The organism is Herbidospora solisilvae, from assembly GCF_009901565.1.
GTDB classification, from domain to species: Bacteria; Actinomycetota; Actinomycetes; order Streptosporangiales; family Streptosporangiaceae; genus Herbidospora; species Herbidospora solisilvae.
In genome coordinates this window covers 367250-384404 of the sequence record NZ_WXEW01000009.1, presented here as the reverse complement: position 1 = coordinate 384404, position 17155 = coordinate 367250, and the positions used below count along the sequence as shown (strand labels likewise).

The 17155-nt window shown below is 68.8% G+C and carries 15 protein-coding genes and 1 pseudogene; 7 read left to right on the top strand and 9 right to left on the bottom strand.

All coding sequences use genetic code 11. The features are described from left to right. Nucleotides 1-89: 89 nt before the first annotated feature. From GT755_RS30270 to GT755_RS38790, 4 genes are all read right to left on the bottom strand, one after another. Nucleotides 90-1325 (bottom strand): cytochrome P450, encoded by a 1236-nt coding sequence (locus GT755_RS30270; RefSeq protein ID WP_161482983.1) that lies wholly within the window; start codon nucleotides 1323-1325, stop codon nucleotides 90-92. A 132-nt stretch (nucleotides 1326-1457) separates the two neighbouring features. Next, the gene (locus GT755_RS30265; protein ID WP_328794553.1) at nucleotides 1458-2666 is read right to left on the bottom strand and encodes a cytochrome P450; all 1209 of its coding nucleotides are present in this window, start codon (nucleotides 2664-2666) and stop codon (nucleotides 1458-1460) included. A 75-nt stretch (nucleotides 2667-2741) separates the two neighbouring features. Beyond that, entirely contained in the window at nucleotides 2742-3821 is a 1080-nt protein-coding gene (locus GT755_RS30260; protein ID WP_202610676.1) for a cytochrome P450 family protein, read from the bottom strand. A gap of 213 nt (nucleotides 3822-4034) precedes the next feature. Continuing rightward, nucleotides 4035-4316 (bottom strand): hypothetical protein, encoded by a 282-nt coding sequence (locus tag GT755_RS38790; RefSeq protein WP_202610714.1) that lies wholly within the window; start codon nucleotides 4314-4316, stop codon nucleotides 4035-4037. A gap of 375 nt (nucleotides 4317-4691) precedes the next feature. Here GT755_RS38790 and GT755_RS41675 point away from each other — a divergent pair, with 375 nt between their 5' ends. After that, complete coding sequence (locus tag GT755_RS41675) at nucleotides 4692-4895, top strand: ferredoxin (protein WP_407929436.1); 204 nt, start codon at nucleotides 4692-4694, stop codon at nucleotides 4893-4895. A 114-nt stretch (nucleotides 4896-5009) separates the two neighbouring features. Here GT755_RS41675 and GT755_RS30250 read toward each other — a convergent pair. Together GT755_RS30250 and GT755_RS30245 are read right to left on the bottom strand one after the other, a co-directional pair. Further along, a pseudogene (locus tag GT755_RS30250) lies at nucleotides 5010-6242 on the bottom strand (aminotransferase-like domain-containing protein); the annotation flags it as partial. Between the two features lie 491 nt (nucleotides 6243-6733). Continuing rightward, nucleotides 6734-8137, bottom strand: a complete 1404-nt coding sequence (locus GT755_RS30245) for an aminotransferase-like domain-containing protein (protein WP_161482979.1) — start codon at nucleotides 8135-8137, stop codon at nucleotides 6734-6736. A gap of 182 nt (nucleotides 8138-8319) precedes the next feature. Between GT755_RS30245 and GT755_RS30240 the strand changes: the two genes are divergently transcribed. The 3 genes from GT755_RS30240 (at nucleotide 8320) to GT755_RS30230 (ending at nucleotide 11868) form a co-directional block, all read left to right on the top strand. Continuing rightward, nucleotides 8320-8715: a nuclear transport factor 2 family protein gene (locus tag GT755_RS30240; RefSeq protein WP_161482978.1), complete on the top strand. Its 396-nt coding sequence runs from the start codon at nucleotides 8320-8322 to the stop codon at nucleotides 8713-8715. A gap of 480 nt (nucleotides 8716-9195) precedes the next feature. Beyond that, nucleotides 9196-9435, top strand: coding sequence for a hypothetical protein (locus tag GT755_RS30235; protein ID WP_161482977.1), 240 nt, complete (start codon nucleotides 9196-9198; stop codon nucleotides 9433-9435). A gap of 1206 nt (nucleotides 9436-10641) precedes the next feature. Continuing rightward, nucleotides 10642-11868 carry a cytochrome P450 gene (locus GT755_RS30230; RefSeq protein ID WP_161482976.1) on the top strand — a complete coding sequence of 409 codons (1227 nt, stop codon included), beginning with the start codon at nucleotides 10642-10644 and terminating at the stop codon, nucleotides 11866-11868. 107 nt (nucleotides 11869-11975) lie between these two features. Here GT755_RS30230 and GT755_RS30225 read toward each other — a convergent pair whose 3' ends face one another. Next, the gene (locus tag GT755_RS30225; protein ID WP_161482975.1) at nucleotides 11976-12416 is read right to left on the bottom strand and encodes a hypothetical protein; all 441 of its coding nucleotides are present in this window, start codon (nucleotides 12414-12416) and stop codon (nucleotides 11976-11978) included. Nucleotides 12417-13253: 837 nt separating this feature from the next. On the opposite strand from GT755_RS30225, the gene GT755_RS30220 reads away from it, so the two are divergent. The 3 genes from GT755_RS30220 to GT755_RS30210 all read left to right on the top strand — a co-directional run bounded on the left by GT755_RS30220 (nucleotide 13254) and on the right by GT755_RS30210 (nucleotide 15769). After that, a complete protein-coding gene (locus tag GT755_RS30220; protein WP_161482974.1) occupies nucleotides 13254-14015 on the top strand; it encodes an SDR family NAD(P)-dependent oxidoreductase in 762 nt (253 codons plus the stop codon). Between the two features lie 75 nt (nucleotides 14016-14090). After that, complete coding sequence (locus GT755_RS30215) at nucleotides 14091-15395, top strand: cytochrome P450 (protein ID WP_161482973.1); 1305 nt, start codon at nucleotides 14091-14093, stop codon at nucleotides 15393-15395. Nucleotides 15396-15472: 77 nt separating this feature from the next. Continuing rightward, on the top strand, nucleotides 15473-15769 hold the full coding sequence (locus GT755_RS30210) for a hypothetical protein (RefSeq protein ID WP_161482972.1): 297 nt from the start codon (nucleotides 15473-15475) through the stop codon (nucleotides 15767-15769). Between the two features lie 47 nt (nucleotides 15770-15816). Here the strand turns inward: GT755_RS30210 and GT755_RS30205 are convergent, their stop codons facing one another. Together GT755_RS30205 and GT755_RS30200 are read right to left on the bottom strand one after the other, a co-directional pair. Further along, the gene (locus tag GT755_RS30205) at nucleotides 15817-16662 is read right to left on the bottom strand and encodes a prephenate dehydrogenase (RefSeq protein WP_161482971.1); all 846 of its coding nucleotides are present in this window, start codon (nucleotides 16660-16662) and stop codon (nucleotides 15817-15819) included. Continuing rightward, on the bottom strand, nucleotides 16659-17009 hold the full coding sequence (locus tag GT755_RS30200; protein WP_161482970.1) for a chorismate mutase: 351 nt from the start codon (nucleotides 17007-17009) through the stop codon (nucleotides 16659-16661). Before GT755_RS30200 ends, GT755_RS30205 begins: the two co-directional genes overlap by 4 nt. Nucleotides 17010-17155 lie beyond the last annotated feature (146 nt).

Genomic DNA, 17155 nt, shown 5'->3' with positions numbered 1-17155 from the left:
CTGTTTTTACTCTCGACGCCGGATACGCAAACACGTCAAAGGGTGTCGGTCCAGGCTGTTCCGCCCGGCCCGGGGGCCTGCGTCACGGGCTAGCGGTGGTAGGCGAGGGGGACGTCCGCGTAACCGCGCATGGCGAATCCCGGCGCCTGGACCGGGGGACCGGCCAGTTCGAGCCGTGCGTACCGCCGGGTGATGGCCTGCAGCGCCACCTGTGCCTCCATCCGGGCGAGATGGGCGCCGAGGCAGAAGTGGACACCCGCGATGAACGTGAGGTGGGGGTTGGGCTTGCGCTCGATGTCGATCTCATCGGGCTGGACGAAGACCTTGGGATCCCGGTTGGCAGCGATGATCGACAGATTGACCGGTGAACCTGCCGGGATCGGGACCCCGAGGAGTTCGGTGTCCTCCGCCACGAGCCGGCCGAGGAACTGGACGGTGGCATCGTGGCGCAGGAACTCCTCGATCGCGGTGGGGATGAGCCAGGGTTCGGCCCGGAGCCGTGCGTGGAGGTCAGGACGCCTGCTGAGGGTCACGACCGCGTTGGTCAGCAATCGGGTGGTCGTCTCGAAACCGCCGCCGCACAGGGTGACCAGCATGGGAATCATCTCGGCTCGCGAAAGCCCGGTGGGCGTCCCCGTTGTGGCGAGCATGTGCGCGATCAGGTCGTCGCCCGTCGCTCCGGCGCGTTCGCGTTGGTCGATCAGGTCGCCGAAGTAGGCGTAGAGCTCGTCCATCGCCTCGTCGGCGCGCGCCAGTGTCTCCGCCGAGGCGGCGGGATCGTAGCCCTGGGTCCAGTGCAGGGCCAGGTCCGGCACGGGCGTGCTCATCATCGAGCGCACACCGACGACCTCTCCGACCACGTTGACCGGCAGCGGAAGGGCGAAGCGCGCCACGAAGTCGACGGAGTTCCCGTCGAAGCCGTTCTCCATTTCCGCGAGAAGCTCCTCGACGATGTGCTCCATGCGGTCGCGCAGTTTCTCCAGCCGGCGCGGTTTGAAGAATCCGGCCACCGCGCCACGCTGACGGGTGTGGTCCGGGGCGTCCATTCCGCCCAGGATCTCGTCGAGCCGGTAGTAGATCGGGTGCTCCTTCCACTGCGGCCCGTAGAGCCGGTTCCTGCCGAACGCCCGGAAGTTCGGATCCCGGAGGACCTGCTGGCAGGCCTGGTGATCGCTGACGTAGAACACCCCCTCCGCGGTGCGGTGGACGGGAGCCACCTCGCGCAGGCGGCGCCAGTGGTCATGCGGGTCGTCGTGCCCGGCTTCGGTGAAGATGGACGCGAACAGTTCGTCCGCCCCATCCTTTGATGGACTGCTCTCGTTCATGTGGGCTCCCTGCGAGGCGCCGGAACACATGTCCGGCGATGCCCGCCTGCGTTCAATTCAAGGATTCGGAGGCGCGCGCGGGGCGAACCAGTAATGCTCCGGTTCAGGCGTCGAATGGTCCGTCGGCCGGGTTCAGCCGCCGGGCGTGAAGGTCACGGGAAGGTTGACCAGGCCACGAGTGAAGACGCCGGTCCACCGTGGCCGGGCGCCGGGGGCGAGCCGGACGTCGCCGAGCACGTCGAGGAGCCGGTTGACGGCGATGTCCACCTCGGCCTTGGCGAGCATGGAGCCGAGGCAGAAGTGACGACCGCGGCCGAAGGTCACGATGGCGCCGGCCGCGGTGAAGTCGGCGACGGGATCGATTTCAGGACGGAACAGGTCGAAGACATCGGGATCGGCGAACCGGGCACCGTCCCGGTTGGCGGCGGCGATCATGCAGGCGACCGTCGCTCCCGCCGGAACCGTGCCCCCGCCGATCCGGACGTCCTCGCCCGCCGTCCGCAAGATCATCTGAATGGGCGGGTCGTGCCGGAGGGTCTCGGCGTGGGCTCGGTCGACGAGCTCTCGCCTGTTCAGGACCTGAGCCAGCTGCGTGGGATGGCGCACGAGGTTGTACATGGTGCCGGAGATGGCCGCGGCCGTGGTCTCTCCACCGGCGGCCAGGAGCATCGAACAGTAGGCGAGCACCTGGGCGTCGGGCATCGCCGCTCCGTCGTGGTCGGCGACGCACAGCGCCGACAGCAGGTCCCCGCCCGGGTCCTCCCGGCGCCTGCGGATGAGCGGCGTGAGGTAGTCGTTCAGCTCAGCGCGCGCCGCGACGCCAGCCCGCTCGATCGCCTCGCTGCCGCCGAAATTCGACATCTGTGCCATGAGCGCGACGTACCAGTGGCGAAAGCGAGGCCGGTCCTCCCTCGGCAGCGCCAGCAGCGCCGCCATCACGTTGATCGGCAGCAGGGTCGCGAACTCGGTGACGAGGTCGACCTTGCCGCGTCGCGCGAACCGGTCGATGAGTTCGGCGACGGCGTTCTCGATACTCGGGATGATGCGTTCCCGCAGGTCGTGACCGCGCAACGGCGGGCCGAGCATCTTGTGGTGGCGGGCGTGCTCGGCGCCGTCCATCTGGATGATCGTCCGGCCGCCGTGGACGGGTTCGACCTGCCAGGCATAGCACTCGTTGGTGAACGGGTGCCCTTTGAGCGCCCGTGTCACGTCCGCGTACCGGCTGATGACGTGGAAGCCGGTGGCCCCGTGCCGGTAGAGCGGGAAGGACGAGCGCATGGTGGCGTGAAACGGATAGGGATCGGCGTCGTATTCGGGGGCGAGGATGTCGGGGCCGGCCACGGCACTTCCTCCGGTTTCTCCGGGGCGGGTTTCTGGGAACGGAGCGTTCGCGGGATGACCGGCTGCCCGGCCGGTTCAGAGGGTGACCGGAAGGCTGGTCAGGGCGCGGACGAGGAAGCTCGGCCGGTAGGTGAGCTCGTCGCGGGCGACGGCCAGCGACAGTTCCGGGAACGCGGCGAACAGCCGAGGAATCGCCACTTGTCCTTCCAGCCGTGCAAGGGCGGCTCCGAGGCAGGCGTGGATGCCGTGTCCGAGGCCTACATGGCGGGGACCGCCACGGGTGATGTCCAGCCGATCGGGCTCCGTGAACTGCGCGGGGTCACGATTGGCGGAGGCGATCAGCGGGAACACCGGGGCGCCGGCGGGAAGCCACGTTCCGTCGAAGTCCAGGTCTTCGAGGGGAAAGCGCCACAATGCGGTGAGGAAGGCGCCGTCGTAGCGCAGGAACTCCTCGGTGGCCTGTCCCGCGAGATCGGGCCGGGAGAGCAGGGCGCGCCGTTGATCGGGGTGATCGAGCAGTGCCAGAGCCGCGTTGGCGATGAGGTTCTGGGTGGTGTCGAACCCGCCGATGACGAACGAGGTGACCATAGCCACCAGCTCGTTCTCCGACAGCCGGTCGCCATCCTCCCGCGCGGCGATCAGCTCGGAGGTGACGTCGTCGCCCGGTCGGCGGCGTTTGCCGGCGATGAGTTCCCGCGCGTATCCGATCAGTGTTTCGGCCGCCTGCGGGGCCCGGACGGCGACCTCGGGGTCGGTGGCGAAGATGGTCGAGGTGAGGCCGAGAACGAAGTCGCGGCGCTCGAACGGGATGCCGAGGATCGCGCTGATCACCTCGCAGGGCACGAGCGCCGCATAATCCCTCACGAGGTCGATCCGGTCGCGATCGCGCAGCCCGTCCAGAAGACGGTCTGCGGTCCGTTCGGTGATGCCGCTCCACTTGCTCATCTGACGAGAGGTGAACATTTTCGCCGTCAGCCTTCGCAGGCGAGTGTGCTGAGGCGGGTCGGACAAGGCCAGTGCCTCCTCCAGTTCCGTCCCGCGGCCGATGCCCAGTCCGGCGGCTTGGAAGTCCGCTCCGGCGTGGTCGTAGCCGCAGCCGAAGCGGGGATCGGTGAGGAGCGCGCGCACATCCTGAAATCGGCTGACCGCCCACATCGGGACGTCCCCGTAGGGGAAGCGCATCAGATGGACGGGATCGTTGTCCCGCAGCCAGGCGAAGGTCGGATAGGGGTCGCCGAAGAACGGTTCGCTGAACAGAGGGGCCGGCGGAGCTGACGGGGCCATGGCGTACTCCTTGAGCGGTCCGGGCAGTCTGGACGAGTGCGGCACTCGATCCTCAGGGGGCCGGGGCCTCGCGCACAGCTCCACTCAGCGGCGGCCGTGACCGGTCCATTTCGTACCCGGGCGTTCGAGGGAGCGGCGGGCCTTATGGACTGGCGGTACCGGCCGCGACACACGCGCTTGCGCAAACTCACGATGAAGGCCTTCACCGCCAGGGCTATCGAGCCGTGGCGCGCCGTCGCGCAGACCGTCACCACCGAACTGCTCGACGAACTGGCCGAACGCGACGAGATCGAGCTGATCGCCGACTTCGCGAGCCGGCTGCCGCCCCGGGTGATCGGCGCCATCCTCGGGCTGTCCCTGGAGCACAGCGCGGAGGTGTACCGGCAGACCCAGCTCCTCACCGTCGCCGATCCCGAACTCGCCGACCTGGCGCCAAAGGCCGCGGAAGCGCTGGCGGACATCGCCCGCGACCTGATCAGGGAGAAGCGGCGTGCCCCCGGGGACGACCTCGCCTCGTTCCTCATCGCGACGCGCCCAGGCACATCGGCCTGGGACACGGCATCCACAACTGCATGGGAGCCGCCCTCGTCCGGATCCAGAGCCAGGTCGCCGTTCCGGACCTGGTCCGGCGGTTCCCGGCGATGCGCCTCGCCGGGCCGCGGGACGCGGTTGCCCACCGTCCCAGCTTCATGTCCAGGATTCCGGTCGAGCTCAGGCTCGCCCTGCGTTAGGAGCCCGGCCATGGCTTGGTGGCTGACGGTGGACCAACAGGTCTGTCTGGGTACGGGCCTCTGTTCGGCGATGGCGCCCGAGCTGCTCGAACTGGGCGAGGAGGGTGTCGCGGTGGCCCGCCGGGGCGAACTCGTCCGGCCGGAGCAGATCGCGATCGCTCAGGACGTGGCCGCGTGCTGTCCGGTCGAGGCGATCATCCTGCGGGAGCGCTGAGGCGGAGCGAGGTCTGGCCGCTCCAGCCACCTCCGCCTCGATGATGTCCATCGCGTGGGCGAGCGTCCCGGGATCGAGATGACCGTGGCCGATGACAAGGCACTGCCGTGCGGAAGCAGGGTCGGCGCAGTAGGCGGCCAGTGCCGCGACGATCACTCCCCGATCATGGAGCCGGTGCGCCAGATCTGTGGCCGATATGCCCGAGGGCAGGTGCAGCAGCGCGTGGGAGCCGCCGGTGTCCCCAGAGACCGTGCCGAGCACCGGGCTGCGGTCGGCGTGCTGCCGGAGGAGCCGTCTGCGTTCGTGGTGGGCGCGTGAGGTGCGGTTGATGTGCCGGATCAGGTCGTTTCCGTCCAGGAGCTGCACCATTGCGGCCTCCAGGAGGGCTTGGGGCCGCTCCCCCGCCATGGTCAGCGCGTGTTCGATCCGCTCGGGAAGCCGTCCGCGCGCGACGATGTAACCGAGCTGGACCGCTGATCCGAAGATGCCGCTGAAGGAGCCCACATACGCGATGTCGGCGCGGTCGGTCTGCATGAACATGGCCGGCAGCGGGAGACCGGGGCGCTGGAACTCGCAGCCGCTGTCGTCTTCGATCAGCAGGGCACCGGATTCCGCCGCCCAGGCCGACAGTTCGCGTCGTCGTCGCAGAGACATCACCGCGCCGGTGGGGAACTGATGGCTCGGCGACACGATCGCCAGTGCGGCCTCGCCGGGCAGCCCGGCCGCGATCAGGCCGTCGTGGTCGACCGGCGCCGCCGTGATCCGCCCGCGGCGGTCCCGCATGGCCCACCGGACCTCGGGGGCGCACGGGTCCTCGACCACGACGGTCCGGTCCCGGACGGCCACGGCGTCGGCGAGGAGCCCGATCGCGTGCGGCACGCTCCGGGTGAGGACGATCTGCTCGGGGGTGCACGTCAGACCGCGTAGCCGGCGAAGGTGGCGAGCCAGCGCCTTCCTGACCAGGATGCCGCCCCGGGGGCACGCGTCCCAGGGGACGTCGACCTGGTAGCTGGCGTTCCGCCAGGCGGCACGCCATGCCCTCGTCGGGAACGTGTCCATGCGGGTCTGCCCCGGCGTGAGGTCCGCGATGACGGGCCGGGACGGGCGCCGACGGGGCGCCGGAGACCGGGAGGCCGGTGCGGTGACCGACGATCGCCGGAGGGCGTGGGTGACGTAGGTGCCGGCCCCGTGCCGGGCCTCGATCAGCCCGTGCACCTGAAGTTCCTGGTACGCGGCGACGATGACCGACCGGGAGACCCGCAGCGCGTCGGCGAACAGCCGCGTGGACGGCATACGGTCCCCGGCGCACAGCACCTCGTTCTGTATGGCCGCCCGGATCTGGTTCACGATCTGGGTCTGAAGGTTCGCCGCAGCGTGCCGGTCCAGCACGAGGGGAAGGTTGGGAAACTCCGCATGTCGCACGTGTGCACCCGCCTGATCGAACGCGAAACCGTCACGGCGAGCCTCTGGTACGGGCCTCGTGGCGGGCGTCAGGACCCGGCACTAAGGATGACCCCAATCATTGGGATGGCGCGGATCCCCGTCCCGCAGGCACCGCCCATCGCCGGCACCGTACACGAGGACAGCAGGAACACGGTGAGCCCGGCGACGAGGCCGCAGAGGCCGAGGCTCTGGCCGACGGAGTGCCGCTAGAACACCGGTGCGGGAATGGCGAGATCGGTCACTCGTGGAGCGTAAGAGGGTGCGGCCGAACGGCCCCCGTCCGATCCGATGCCTTTTCCACCCGAAAGTGGCACACACGCCGCGGTGCTTCAGGCGCCGTCCTCGGCGCGCCCCCGAACGGTGATGAATCTGCGACGGATCGACCCGGCTCGTGATCAGGCGGAATCCGCGTCCTCGCGGCGGGCCTCGTCCCGCGTGGCGTCCGCGGTCTGCCGAACGGCTTCGATGACCACGTGCAAGCCGCGCTGCAGGGTGAGGTCGTCCAGGTGGCCCAAGCCGAGAAGGAGCCGCGAGGCACCCGGTCCGGCGTCTTCGACGCCGACGAGCACTCCACGGCCCTTGAGCCGGTCCGCGATCGCCTGGGCGGACAGCTCCCGGAAGCCGACGACCGCCGTGAAGCCGCGAAATCCCAGGTCGCCGACGTGCCGGCGCACGGGCGCGAAAGCGCGGCGGACCGTGCGGCGGCGTGCCCCGTGCACACCGGCCATGCGTCTCACATGGCGGGTGATCTGCCCGCTGGACAGCAGCTCGAAGGCGGCCCGTTGCACGACGAGGGACGGCTCCGTGCCGGCCACCCGCAGCGCCTGGATCAGTTCGCTGACCAGTTCCGGCGGGCTGACGATGTATCCGATCTCCAAGGCCGGTCCGACGGCCTCGCTCAGCGAGCCGACGAAGGCGACCCGACCGTGGTCGTCGGGCCCGGCCAGCGGCGCGCAAGGGTTCAGCTGCATGCCGTAGGGATCACGCTCGAGCTCGACCAGAAGGACGTCATAGCGCCGCGCCCAGTCCAGCAGCGCACGCCGCCGCCGTGGCGACAGGGCGGGTATCGGATGGTGCGGCGCCGACCTGACGATCGCCATGCGCGCGTTCACCGCGAACCTCGGCACGACGACGCCCTCCTCGTCCACGGGCAGCGGGACGATCCGCCGGCCGGGGGACGGCGCGGGAGCGCTTCCGCGCCCGCCATCGGGAACCTCGACGGCGACCTCGTCGCCCGGCCCGGTCCGCACCTGGCACAGCAGGTTGATCGCGGCGGGTAGGCCGGCGGTGACGATGATCTGTTCCGGGGAGCAGGTGAGGCCGCGCTGTCTCCTCAGATGGGAGGCGAGCGCTTCCCGCAGCCTGGGGTCTCCGCCGCTCAATGCCTCCGCGGGTGACGGCACATGCTGTGACGCCAGCCGCCAGGCGGAACGCCAGGCTTTGACCGGGAAGAACTGGCTCCCCGGTCCGGCCGGCCGCAGGTCGGTGGGCTCGGCGGCCGGCCGGGCCGGGACACCGTCGGCACGCGTTGCGGACGGTGCGTAGTTGACGAAATTGCCGCATCCCTGCCGTGCTTCCAGAATCCCGTCGGCGAACAGCCGGTTGAAGACCTGCAGCGTCACCGATCGGGACACTCCCAGGGTCGCGGCCAGCCCCCGGGTCGACGGGACGCGGTCGCCGTGTGACAGCACGCCGCTCCGGATCGCCTCGCGCAACTGGGCCTCGAGCTGGGCGTGCAGGGGCGTCCGGGATTCCTTGTCGAGCTGGATGGCGAAGGTCAGGGGTTCACTGAAGCGCACGTTCTGCTCCCTCGGTCGACTGCATGGCGACCATAGGAGCCGGCGCGTCGGTGCGGCCGGACCGTTCTTGGATGCGGAACGCCGCGGGTCCGCATACGGGCTCTCCGGACACGGGAGCGGCGGTGGCGGCGGGAGGCCACCCGAGAAGAGAATTTCAGATCATCGTCAGAAGGGATCGACTCATGAAATCGGTCGACGGACTGGTCGAGGCCTACCTCGACGGCTTGGCGCACAGCGATCTCCCCGCCGTCCTCGGGCTCTTCGCCGACGAGGCGGTGGTGCATTCCCCGCTCTACGGCTCGCTGCCGCCCGCGGACTTCTATCCGGCGCTGTTCGCCGACACCGCCCAGGCACGGCTGGAACTCCGGGGCACGATGCGCGGACGGTCCGTCACCGGAGCCGAGCTGCTGTCGTTCTGGTTCCGGTTCGACTGGCGGCTGACGTCGGGCGTCTGGGCGCCTTTCGAGGTGGTGGACGTGGCCGAGCTCGACGAGGACGGCGCCATCCGTTCGCTGTGGATCGTCTACGACACGGTCGACGTGCGCACGGCCTACACCGAATCCACGCACCATTCCTGAGAGCGCGGATCTCGTTCCGTATCCGCCACGGTCGCGGTCGTTCACCGGCCAAGTGGTCATGGCGATTTTGCTCTCTCGCGGCCCTCGGGCCTGCCGCACCGAGCTTCGCCGAACAGACCGGTTTCAAGATCGAGGTCTCGATCGACTCCTACTCCCCTACCGGAATCGACGACTGCATGGGAGAGAGCGCCTGCGACAGCGCCGAGGTCTACGGCACTCTGTGGGCGCACACCGTCACCGCGCAGGGTCCGTACCGGGGTGAGGCGCGCAACCTGGCTCTCTAGGGCGGAGACACCGCCAACTGCCCCACCTACCCTGGTGTCGGCTGGGAAAATGTCGGCATGGCCGGTTGCGTCAAACGCGTGACGACCGGCAACTTCTATCCGCGTCGCAGACGCGCCGCTGTGCTCGTCGGACACCTATGCGTCGTGCACGCAGAAGAACGCTTCCACCGCATTCGCAACGAACAACAACAAGATCATGCTCAGCGTGTTCCCTGGGGATAGCATCCGTGTCCGCGAACACGTCAAGGACTACGACGATCTGAGCCCCGATGACGACGTGTGCAAGACCGACACGACGCTTCCGGCGGCGAACCTGCCGGCCTTCGATTTCGCGACTCTGCAGAATCTGAACCAGTCCCACGAGGTCTTCTGGGTCTCCCCGAGTGACGGCGGATGCGTCACCTTCACGCTCAAGAAGGTCGGTCTCGTCCTCTAGCCGACCGGTCCGGTCGTTCCGTCGCCAAAGTGGCCCTGGCCACCTGCCGTTTGGCCAGGGGACCATCGATCATGGCGAGCCCAAGCCGGCCCGGCCAGGCCGGATTCGGGGATCCTTGATTTCGAGAACTGCGCCACCTGGGCCTCCTTTGGCGCGGTGTCGGAGAATCTGCAGGTGGCGGCGGCACACCTCGGCCTGCGGTCGCGAGCGCCTCGGCGATCGGCCTGCTGAGCGTGCCCGGGGTGTCACATGACAACTATTTCCTCGGCGGCCGGGCCATGCAGCGCAGGTGGCTGACGGCCACCGTGTTCGGTCTCAGCATGCAGCCGATGATGCATCTGCCGTTCCTGCTGACCCGGCTGGTGCGGGGCGGTGGAGCCGGCCTCAGCTGCCGGGAGCGGACTGAACTCGCTGGGCGTCAGGGCCTTCGATTCGGTGGCGGCCCTGCGGCGCGGGCGGACGCCGATCAAGTACAGCTCGCTGCGAGTTCCAGAAGGCGCGCCACGCCGAACTGGGCCGGCAGGTCCGGTCCGGCCGACAGATGAGCGCGGCTTTCGTCTCGATCACTGGCGCAGCGCGGCGCCGAGCGCGACCTCGGTTACGGCCATCTCAAGCCGTGCGAAGGAATCATCAGGACGGTCCGTGATTCGCGCAGGGGGCCAGCTCCTGGGATGCCTTCGACAGGGAGGACAGGACACGAAGGGCTCGTTCGATCGCGAACGGGGCTCCCCCAGGAACGCGTCGGCGCAGGTCGTCGGAGACGTGGCCGCGAGCCTCGGCGAGCCGGTTCAGGGCTGGCAGGCTCTGCGCGGCCTCGATCCGCCAGGGGGTGAGGGCGGAGTTCTCGTTGCCGCGCAGCGCCGGGCGGCGAGGGCGGCGACCAGAGCCCGCTCGGGCTGTCCCTGCGCACGAAGGATCTTCGGGCCGGCAGGTAGAAGTCCAAGATGCCGTGCTGGGGCAGCCGAAAGCGGGACAGCATCGTCTCCGCGTCGTCAATGTGACCCTGAAAGCCGGCGAAGCGGCCCCTTCCCGAAGCCTTGAGGGCTCGGGTCAAGGCGGTGGGTTAAGGAGCGGCCCACTTGGACGCCTGATTCCGGGGTTACTGGCCATTCATGAGAAGGCCCCGGAATTGAGAATCTCTCCACATCCGGAGAGTCATGAGACTTGGCCCTCCGGCACCACCTCATCGGCGTGTGAGGAGCCACCATGAACGGCCCCGACATCCTGTCAGCCGCCTACGACGACGATCCCTACTCGCACTACGAGACGATGCGGAACGACTTCCCTGTCTACCGCCACGAGCCGACCGGCATGTACGTCATCAGCCGTCACGCCGACGTCGCCAGAGCACTGAAAGACCCGCCGTTCACCAACGAGTGCTACGCCTGGCAGGCCGAGCCCGTCATGGGTGGGCGGACGATCACACAGATGGACGGGCTGGAGCACGCCTCCTACCGTCGCCTGCTCGGGGCTCCGCTACGCGGCCCGGACTTCCGCCGGCGGGTGGTGCCCGGCATCGAGCAGGCCTCAGCCGAGCTGATCGAGAAGTTCCAGGACCGCGGCGACGTGGAACTCATGAGCGAGTTCGCCACCTGGCTCCCGATCAACATCATGTCGACCTTGATCGGCCTGCCGGAGGCGGACCGTCCCCGGTTCCAGCGCTGGTACCTGGCGCTCATCGCCCACATGTCGAATCTCGCGAACGATCCGGACGTCGCCGCGGCCGGAGTGGCCGTGCGGGCGGAGATGACGGCCTATCTCCGCCCGCTACTGCAGGATCGGCGAGCCAGGCCCGGCGGCGACATCCTCTCCGCGCTCTGCCGGGCGGAATTCGAAGGCGCCCGCCTCACCGACGCTCAGATCCAGGTCCACCTGGCGACTCTGATGACGGCCGGCGGCGACACGACGGTCTCCGCCATCTCCAACACCATCAAGAACCTCTTGCTCCATCCCGAGCACCTGCGGGCGACCATGGCCGACCGCAGCCTGATCGACCGGATGCACGCCGAATCACTGCGGCTGAATCCACCGGTGCATCTGATCCTCCGGTACGCGGCCGAGGAGGTTCGGCTGGACGGAGGCGTCATCCCGGCCGGATCCACGGTGGGTTGCGTCCTCGGCGCGGCCAACCGCGACCCCGCTCGGTTCAGCGACCCGGACGTCTTCGCTCCCTACCGGGACGAGCTGGATCCCGGCAGGGAGTTCACGCCGGCGGGATCCCTGGTCGCCTTCGGCCAGGGCCGGCATTTCTGCCTCGGCGCGGGCATGGCCCGTACGACCGTCAACATCGCCGTCAACCAGTTGCTCGACGCCCTGCCCGACCTGCGGCTGGCCGATACGGCCGAACTTCGGGAGACGGGCATGTTCACCCGCAGACTCAAGAAGCTCGAGCTGTGTTTCACGCCGAAGGCTCACCCGACGGTCACGGTGTAGAAGACCCAGCATCCGCCGTCGCCGTTGCCGGACTGGTGCATCTGGTGGCCGTGGCGACCGCGATCAGCTGGGTGACCGTGCAGACCGGATCGTTGGGACTGAGACTGTCATAGTCCTCGAAGCGCACCTGGATCTTCACCTGGGCGTCCGCCTTGGCGGGCACGATGATGGCGTTGTCCCCCACCGACCAGCCGGTGTACTGACCAGAGCCGACCAGCCCCCTCCTGCACCCTCTTCATGCACCAGGGGTCATCGCCGTCGATGTCCTTCCAGCCGACCCCGATCGTCGGGTTGCACACCGGCTGCCCCAGGCCTCCCCACTTCCCGAACTCGCGAGCGGAGCTCGCCGGCGCGCTCCCCACGAAGAGCTGGCCGCAGTCATCGACATCGATCGGCTGATAGGAGGTGAATTCCACTTTGACCATCCTCGTCTCGGCCGCAGAGGCCGGCCCGGCGCCAGCTACTGCCACCAGCGGCAGAGTGAACGCGAAGGCACCGAAGGCCTGCAGCATCCGTTTGCGGCCGTTCTTCTGGAAATCAATGTCCACTCCTTTGGATCGGATCAGCGCATGGGCCTGTCCGGCCGGCTTCGTTGAGCCGGCTGAGCTCCAGCAGGGTCGACGGCAGCGCGGCTCGGGTGGCCGCCACTTCGACATGGTCGGGCCCGCGCTCGTTCGCGGACGTCGAGGGCGAGCCGGCAGAGGTCCCGGGCATTGGTGAACCTGCCGACGGACTTGAACGTGACCGCCGGTTCGTCGCACGCGGGAACGAGGTCCTCCGCGAGCCGTGGATCCCGGATCACGTCGGGAACAGGGCCTATCCGCGTGATCTCGTCGAGGAGGCGGCGCAGAACGTGCTTCGCGGCGGCGTAACTTCCGCGGACGCGGTTCAGCCGGCCGAGCCGAAGTTCGGCGGCCCGGCGTACCCGCGGCGCGTGCGGGTCCGCCGAGATGAGAGCGAGCCGAGCGGCTCTCCGCGTTAGCCTGCTCGGCCCGGACAAGGTCGCGACTTCCGGGTTCGTCGTCCGGCCATAGCGCGACCTCCTGTCGCCGTTTCCTCTGGAGACCAGGCCGGCGCTTTCCTTCCGCTCGGCCAGGAACGCTGCGCTCCCGAGAAACGAGTGTTCTCCCATGCTCCTCGACCACGGCGAAGCGGACATAGGTCTGCTGCGCGCGGGCTATGACCTGGGGAGACGGCGCTCGTTTGGGGCTGGTGAAAGGTTCGTTGACGAGGACGCGCCTCCCGATCGGCGGAGCGGGCGTGAAGTGGACCGGCGACGGACAACGGTTTGTGGTGCTTAAGGACGTGCTCCAAGTGGAGTCTGATAGCGGTGACAGCGGGTGATGCACGCCCGGAATGATCATCCTGGACTCGCGGAGCCCGACATGGACAAGCTGACGGGAAAGGTTGCTCTGGTCACCGGAGCCAGCGCGGGCATCGGGGCCGCCACCGCGCGGACTCTCGCCGCCCGGGGCGCGAAGGTAGCCGTCGTCGCCCGGCGCCCGGCGCAATCGATGGAGGTGGTCGGCCAGATCCTCGACGCCGGTGGGGAGGCCACGTTCGTCCAGGCCGACGTCTCCGTGGCCGATCAGGTGTGGCGCATGGTCGATCGGGTCGTCGAATGGGGTGGCCGGCTGGACATCGCCGTGAACAACGCCGGGATCGGTGGCCCGAATCGCGCGGTGGCCGATGTCGATGACGCCGGGTGGGACTCGGTTCTCGCCACGAACCTGACCGGGGTGTTCCACTGCATGAGGGCGGAGATCACGGCCATGCGGACAGGCGGAGGAGGAGCGATCGTCAACGTCCTGTCGGCGGTCGTATGCCGACCGGTTCGCCACACCGGCGCCTACGCGGCCAGCAAACGCGGAGCGCTGGCGCTGACCGAGACGGCGGCGCTCGAAGAGATCGGCAACGGCATCCGCATCAACGCCGTCTCGTTGGGCGGCACACTCACCCCGATGGCGGTGGAGCTCATGCGGACCGATCCGGAGCTTGCCGAGGCCATGAGCGCCCTGCATCCGATCGGGCGGCTCGCGGAGCCCGAAGAGCACGCGGCCGTGATCGCCTTCCTCTGTGGTCCGGATGCGTCCTTCCTCGCCGGCGCGACCGTCGCATCCGACGGCGCCGCGGGTATCGGGCCCTGACCATCACGGTCGCGGATTGGTACGGCCGTCAGCGCCCGTTTGTGGTGCTGGCGGGGAGGTTCCGTGGGTGCTTGATTGGCTGAGGTTGCCCTGAGTCGAGGAGCGCGTATGGCAGATCAGCATTTCCATGAGGACCAGCGGCCCGTCATCGAGTTCAACCACCACTCCCGCGAGTATCGCGACCACTGGCGGGAGGTGTCGCGTGACAACCTGACCCGGTGCCCCGTGGCCTGGACGGAGGAGCACGGCGGGTTCTGGCTGGTCTCCGGATACGCCCCGCTCACGCAGGCCATCCGCGACGACGCGGCGTTCTCCTCCTACCACGACCCCACGGGCGACGTGAACGGCTACCAGGGAATCATGATTCCGCCGTTCCCCCGGTATCCGATTCCGATCGAGCTGGATCCGCCGGAGTTCTTCACCTATCGCCGGCTGCTCAATCCGCATTTCTCGCCGGAGTCGTCGAAGAACTGGGAGCCGTACGTCCGGGCGACCACCGCCGACATCCTGGACAGGGTCTGTGCGGCCGGCGAGATGGATTTGGTCCTCGATCTGGCCAATCCGGTGCCGGCCAGCGTCACGCTCAAACTCCTGGGCCTCCCGCTTGACGACTGGGCGGAATTCGCGGCCACGATCCATGAGATGACCTACACCACGCCGGGGACGGCGGAGTTCGCCAGAGCCGCGACGGGCATGGGCCGGATCACGGAGACGGTGCGGCGCACCGTCGACGAGCGCAGGGTCGAACCGGCCGACGATCTCATCTCCCACCTGGTCAGGGCGACGGTCGACGGTGCGCCCGTCGACGACGACCGGTTACACAGCATGATCACTCTCGTGCTGGCCGGGGGAGTCGACACGACCACCTCGTTGCTGGCCAACGCCCTGTACTGGCTGCACCGGCATCCGCGCCAGCGGCAGCGGCTCATCGACGACCCCGCGCTGATCCCCACCGCGGCCGACGAGTTCCTGCGGTACTTCGCACCGGTACAGATGCTCGCACGCACGGCGACGCGGGACGTCGTGCTCGGCGGTCAGGAGATCCGCGCCGGGGAACGCGTCATGTTGTCCTTCGCCGCCGCGAACCAGGACCCGGAGGTGTTCAGCGACCCTGACACTCTCGACCTGGCGCGTTTTCCGAATCGGCACGTCGCCTTCGGCGCGGGCATTCATCGTTGCCTGGGCGCGCATCTCGCCCGGGTGGAGTTCTGCGTCATCCTGGAGGAAGTGCTCGCACGCATACCCGACTATCAGGTGGACGAATCGGCGGCGAAACGTTATCCGTCAATCGCCGCGGCGAACGGCTACATCACCATGCCCGCCACTTTCACCCCCAGCCGGCCTGGGCGCATACCGCATCCCGGAAAATCGGAAATATAAGTGGCTATTTTTGCCGGCTGATCGGCGACGTTACGGTGAAGGTGTTTCGAACACTTCACCAACCGATCGGAGAAGAAATGAGAAAACGAATTGTCGCGCTCGCCTTCACCGGAGCGCTCGGCACGTTGGCGGCTGTCGTGCCGACCGGCACGGCGGCCGCGGCCAGTGGGTGTGGAGTGACCATGTTCCCCGGCGGCGCGAGCGCGTCGTGCGCCAGCGGTCCGGGAACGGTGCGGGTCGCCATCTTCTGCGAGAAGCCGGGCTACTACACGTACCAGGATCACGGCCGGTGGGTGGCTGCCGGGTCCGGCTCGTCGACCAAGTCGTGCAAGGCCGGCACGTTACTCGTCGACGCCGCGTTCGAGATCGGCTGATCGAATGGCCGGGGTGGGAGCAGCCGTCCGCTCCCACCCGTCTCGTCTCAGCTCGCCTGCTCCAGCAGCGGCGGGATCTGGCTTCTCCCGTGCGCGCCGCGTTCGAGCAGCGACGTTATGCGGTCCCCTGTGGCGCGCAGGGAGGCCGCGGCGACGGTGAGGTCGTGAGCGACCGCGTCGAGGGTCTCGGCCACGGCGCTGGCGTTCCCGGCCAGGATGTCGGCCCACAGGACGGGATCCCCTCCCGCGATCCGCGTCATGTCCCGCAACCCCTGCCCCGCGAGGCCGAGCGTCGTCTCGGCGGAGTCGGCGAGCTGAGCCGCCATGGCGGCGGCGACGACGTGCGGGGCGTGCGAGACCAGGGCCACCGCCTTGTCGTGCACGGCCGCGTCGAGTTCCACGAGCCGCCCGCCGCACCGGGACACCATCTGCCGGACCATGGCCAGCGCCTCCTGGGAGGCGTGTCCCGTCGGGCACAGCACCCAAGGTCGTCCCGAGAAGAGACCGGCGTGGGCGGCGAGGGGGCCGGACGTCTCGCGTCCTGCCATCGGATGGCCCGGGACGTAGGACACCAGGTCGCAGCCCAGTTGCCGCGCCTCGCGGATCGGCACGACCTTCACGCTGGCCACATCGGTGTAGCAACGGGCCGCCCGGCTGGCCTGCAGGCGGGCGAGGACTTCGGCGACGGAATGCGGCGGAACCGCGATCACCGCGAGGTCAACGGGCTCGCCAGGGCGCCATTCCTCTCCCGCGCCCCGATCGCGGGCCAGCCGCAACGCCTCCGGGTCGGTGTCGAAGAGCTGTACGGCGACGCCGCGGGCGCGAAGGGCGAGCGCGACCGAGGTGCCGATGAGACCCGTGCCGGTCACGAGCACGCTGCGCGGCACGTTCACCGCTCCGTCCCGGCGCAATAGGGAGCGGCCCCCCGTAAGTAGACGTTCGTGGCCCGCATGGACCCCCGCTCCGCCGAGACATGCGCCAGCAACCGCACCACTCCGGGGGTGCCGGCCTCGGTCAGCTCGGTGGCGCACATCAACGGGACGTCGTGAAGCCCGAGCCGGCGTGCGTGGAAAGCGGGGAAGGAGGAGCGGAGATTGGAGGTGAAGATCACGTCTATCAGGTCGGCCGGGCTCAGCCCGTTGCGCGCCAAGACCTCCAGCACCAGTTCACGTACGCCCTCGGCAATCGATTCGACGTCATCCGAATCGATGCGAATCCCTCCGGCGATCGCGCTGATCATGGGACTGCGGCCCTCCAAAACATAGGCGACTGGCTGTTCCAAGGATCGCCCGGGGAGCACGTGCGCGAGAGAGCCTGTAAGGACCTGTCTGGAGCAGACCAATCAACGCTCGGACGCGCGGATCGCCGTTACGCGGCCATTTCACA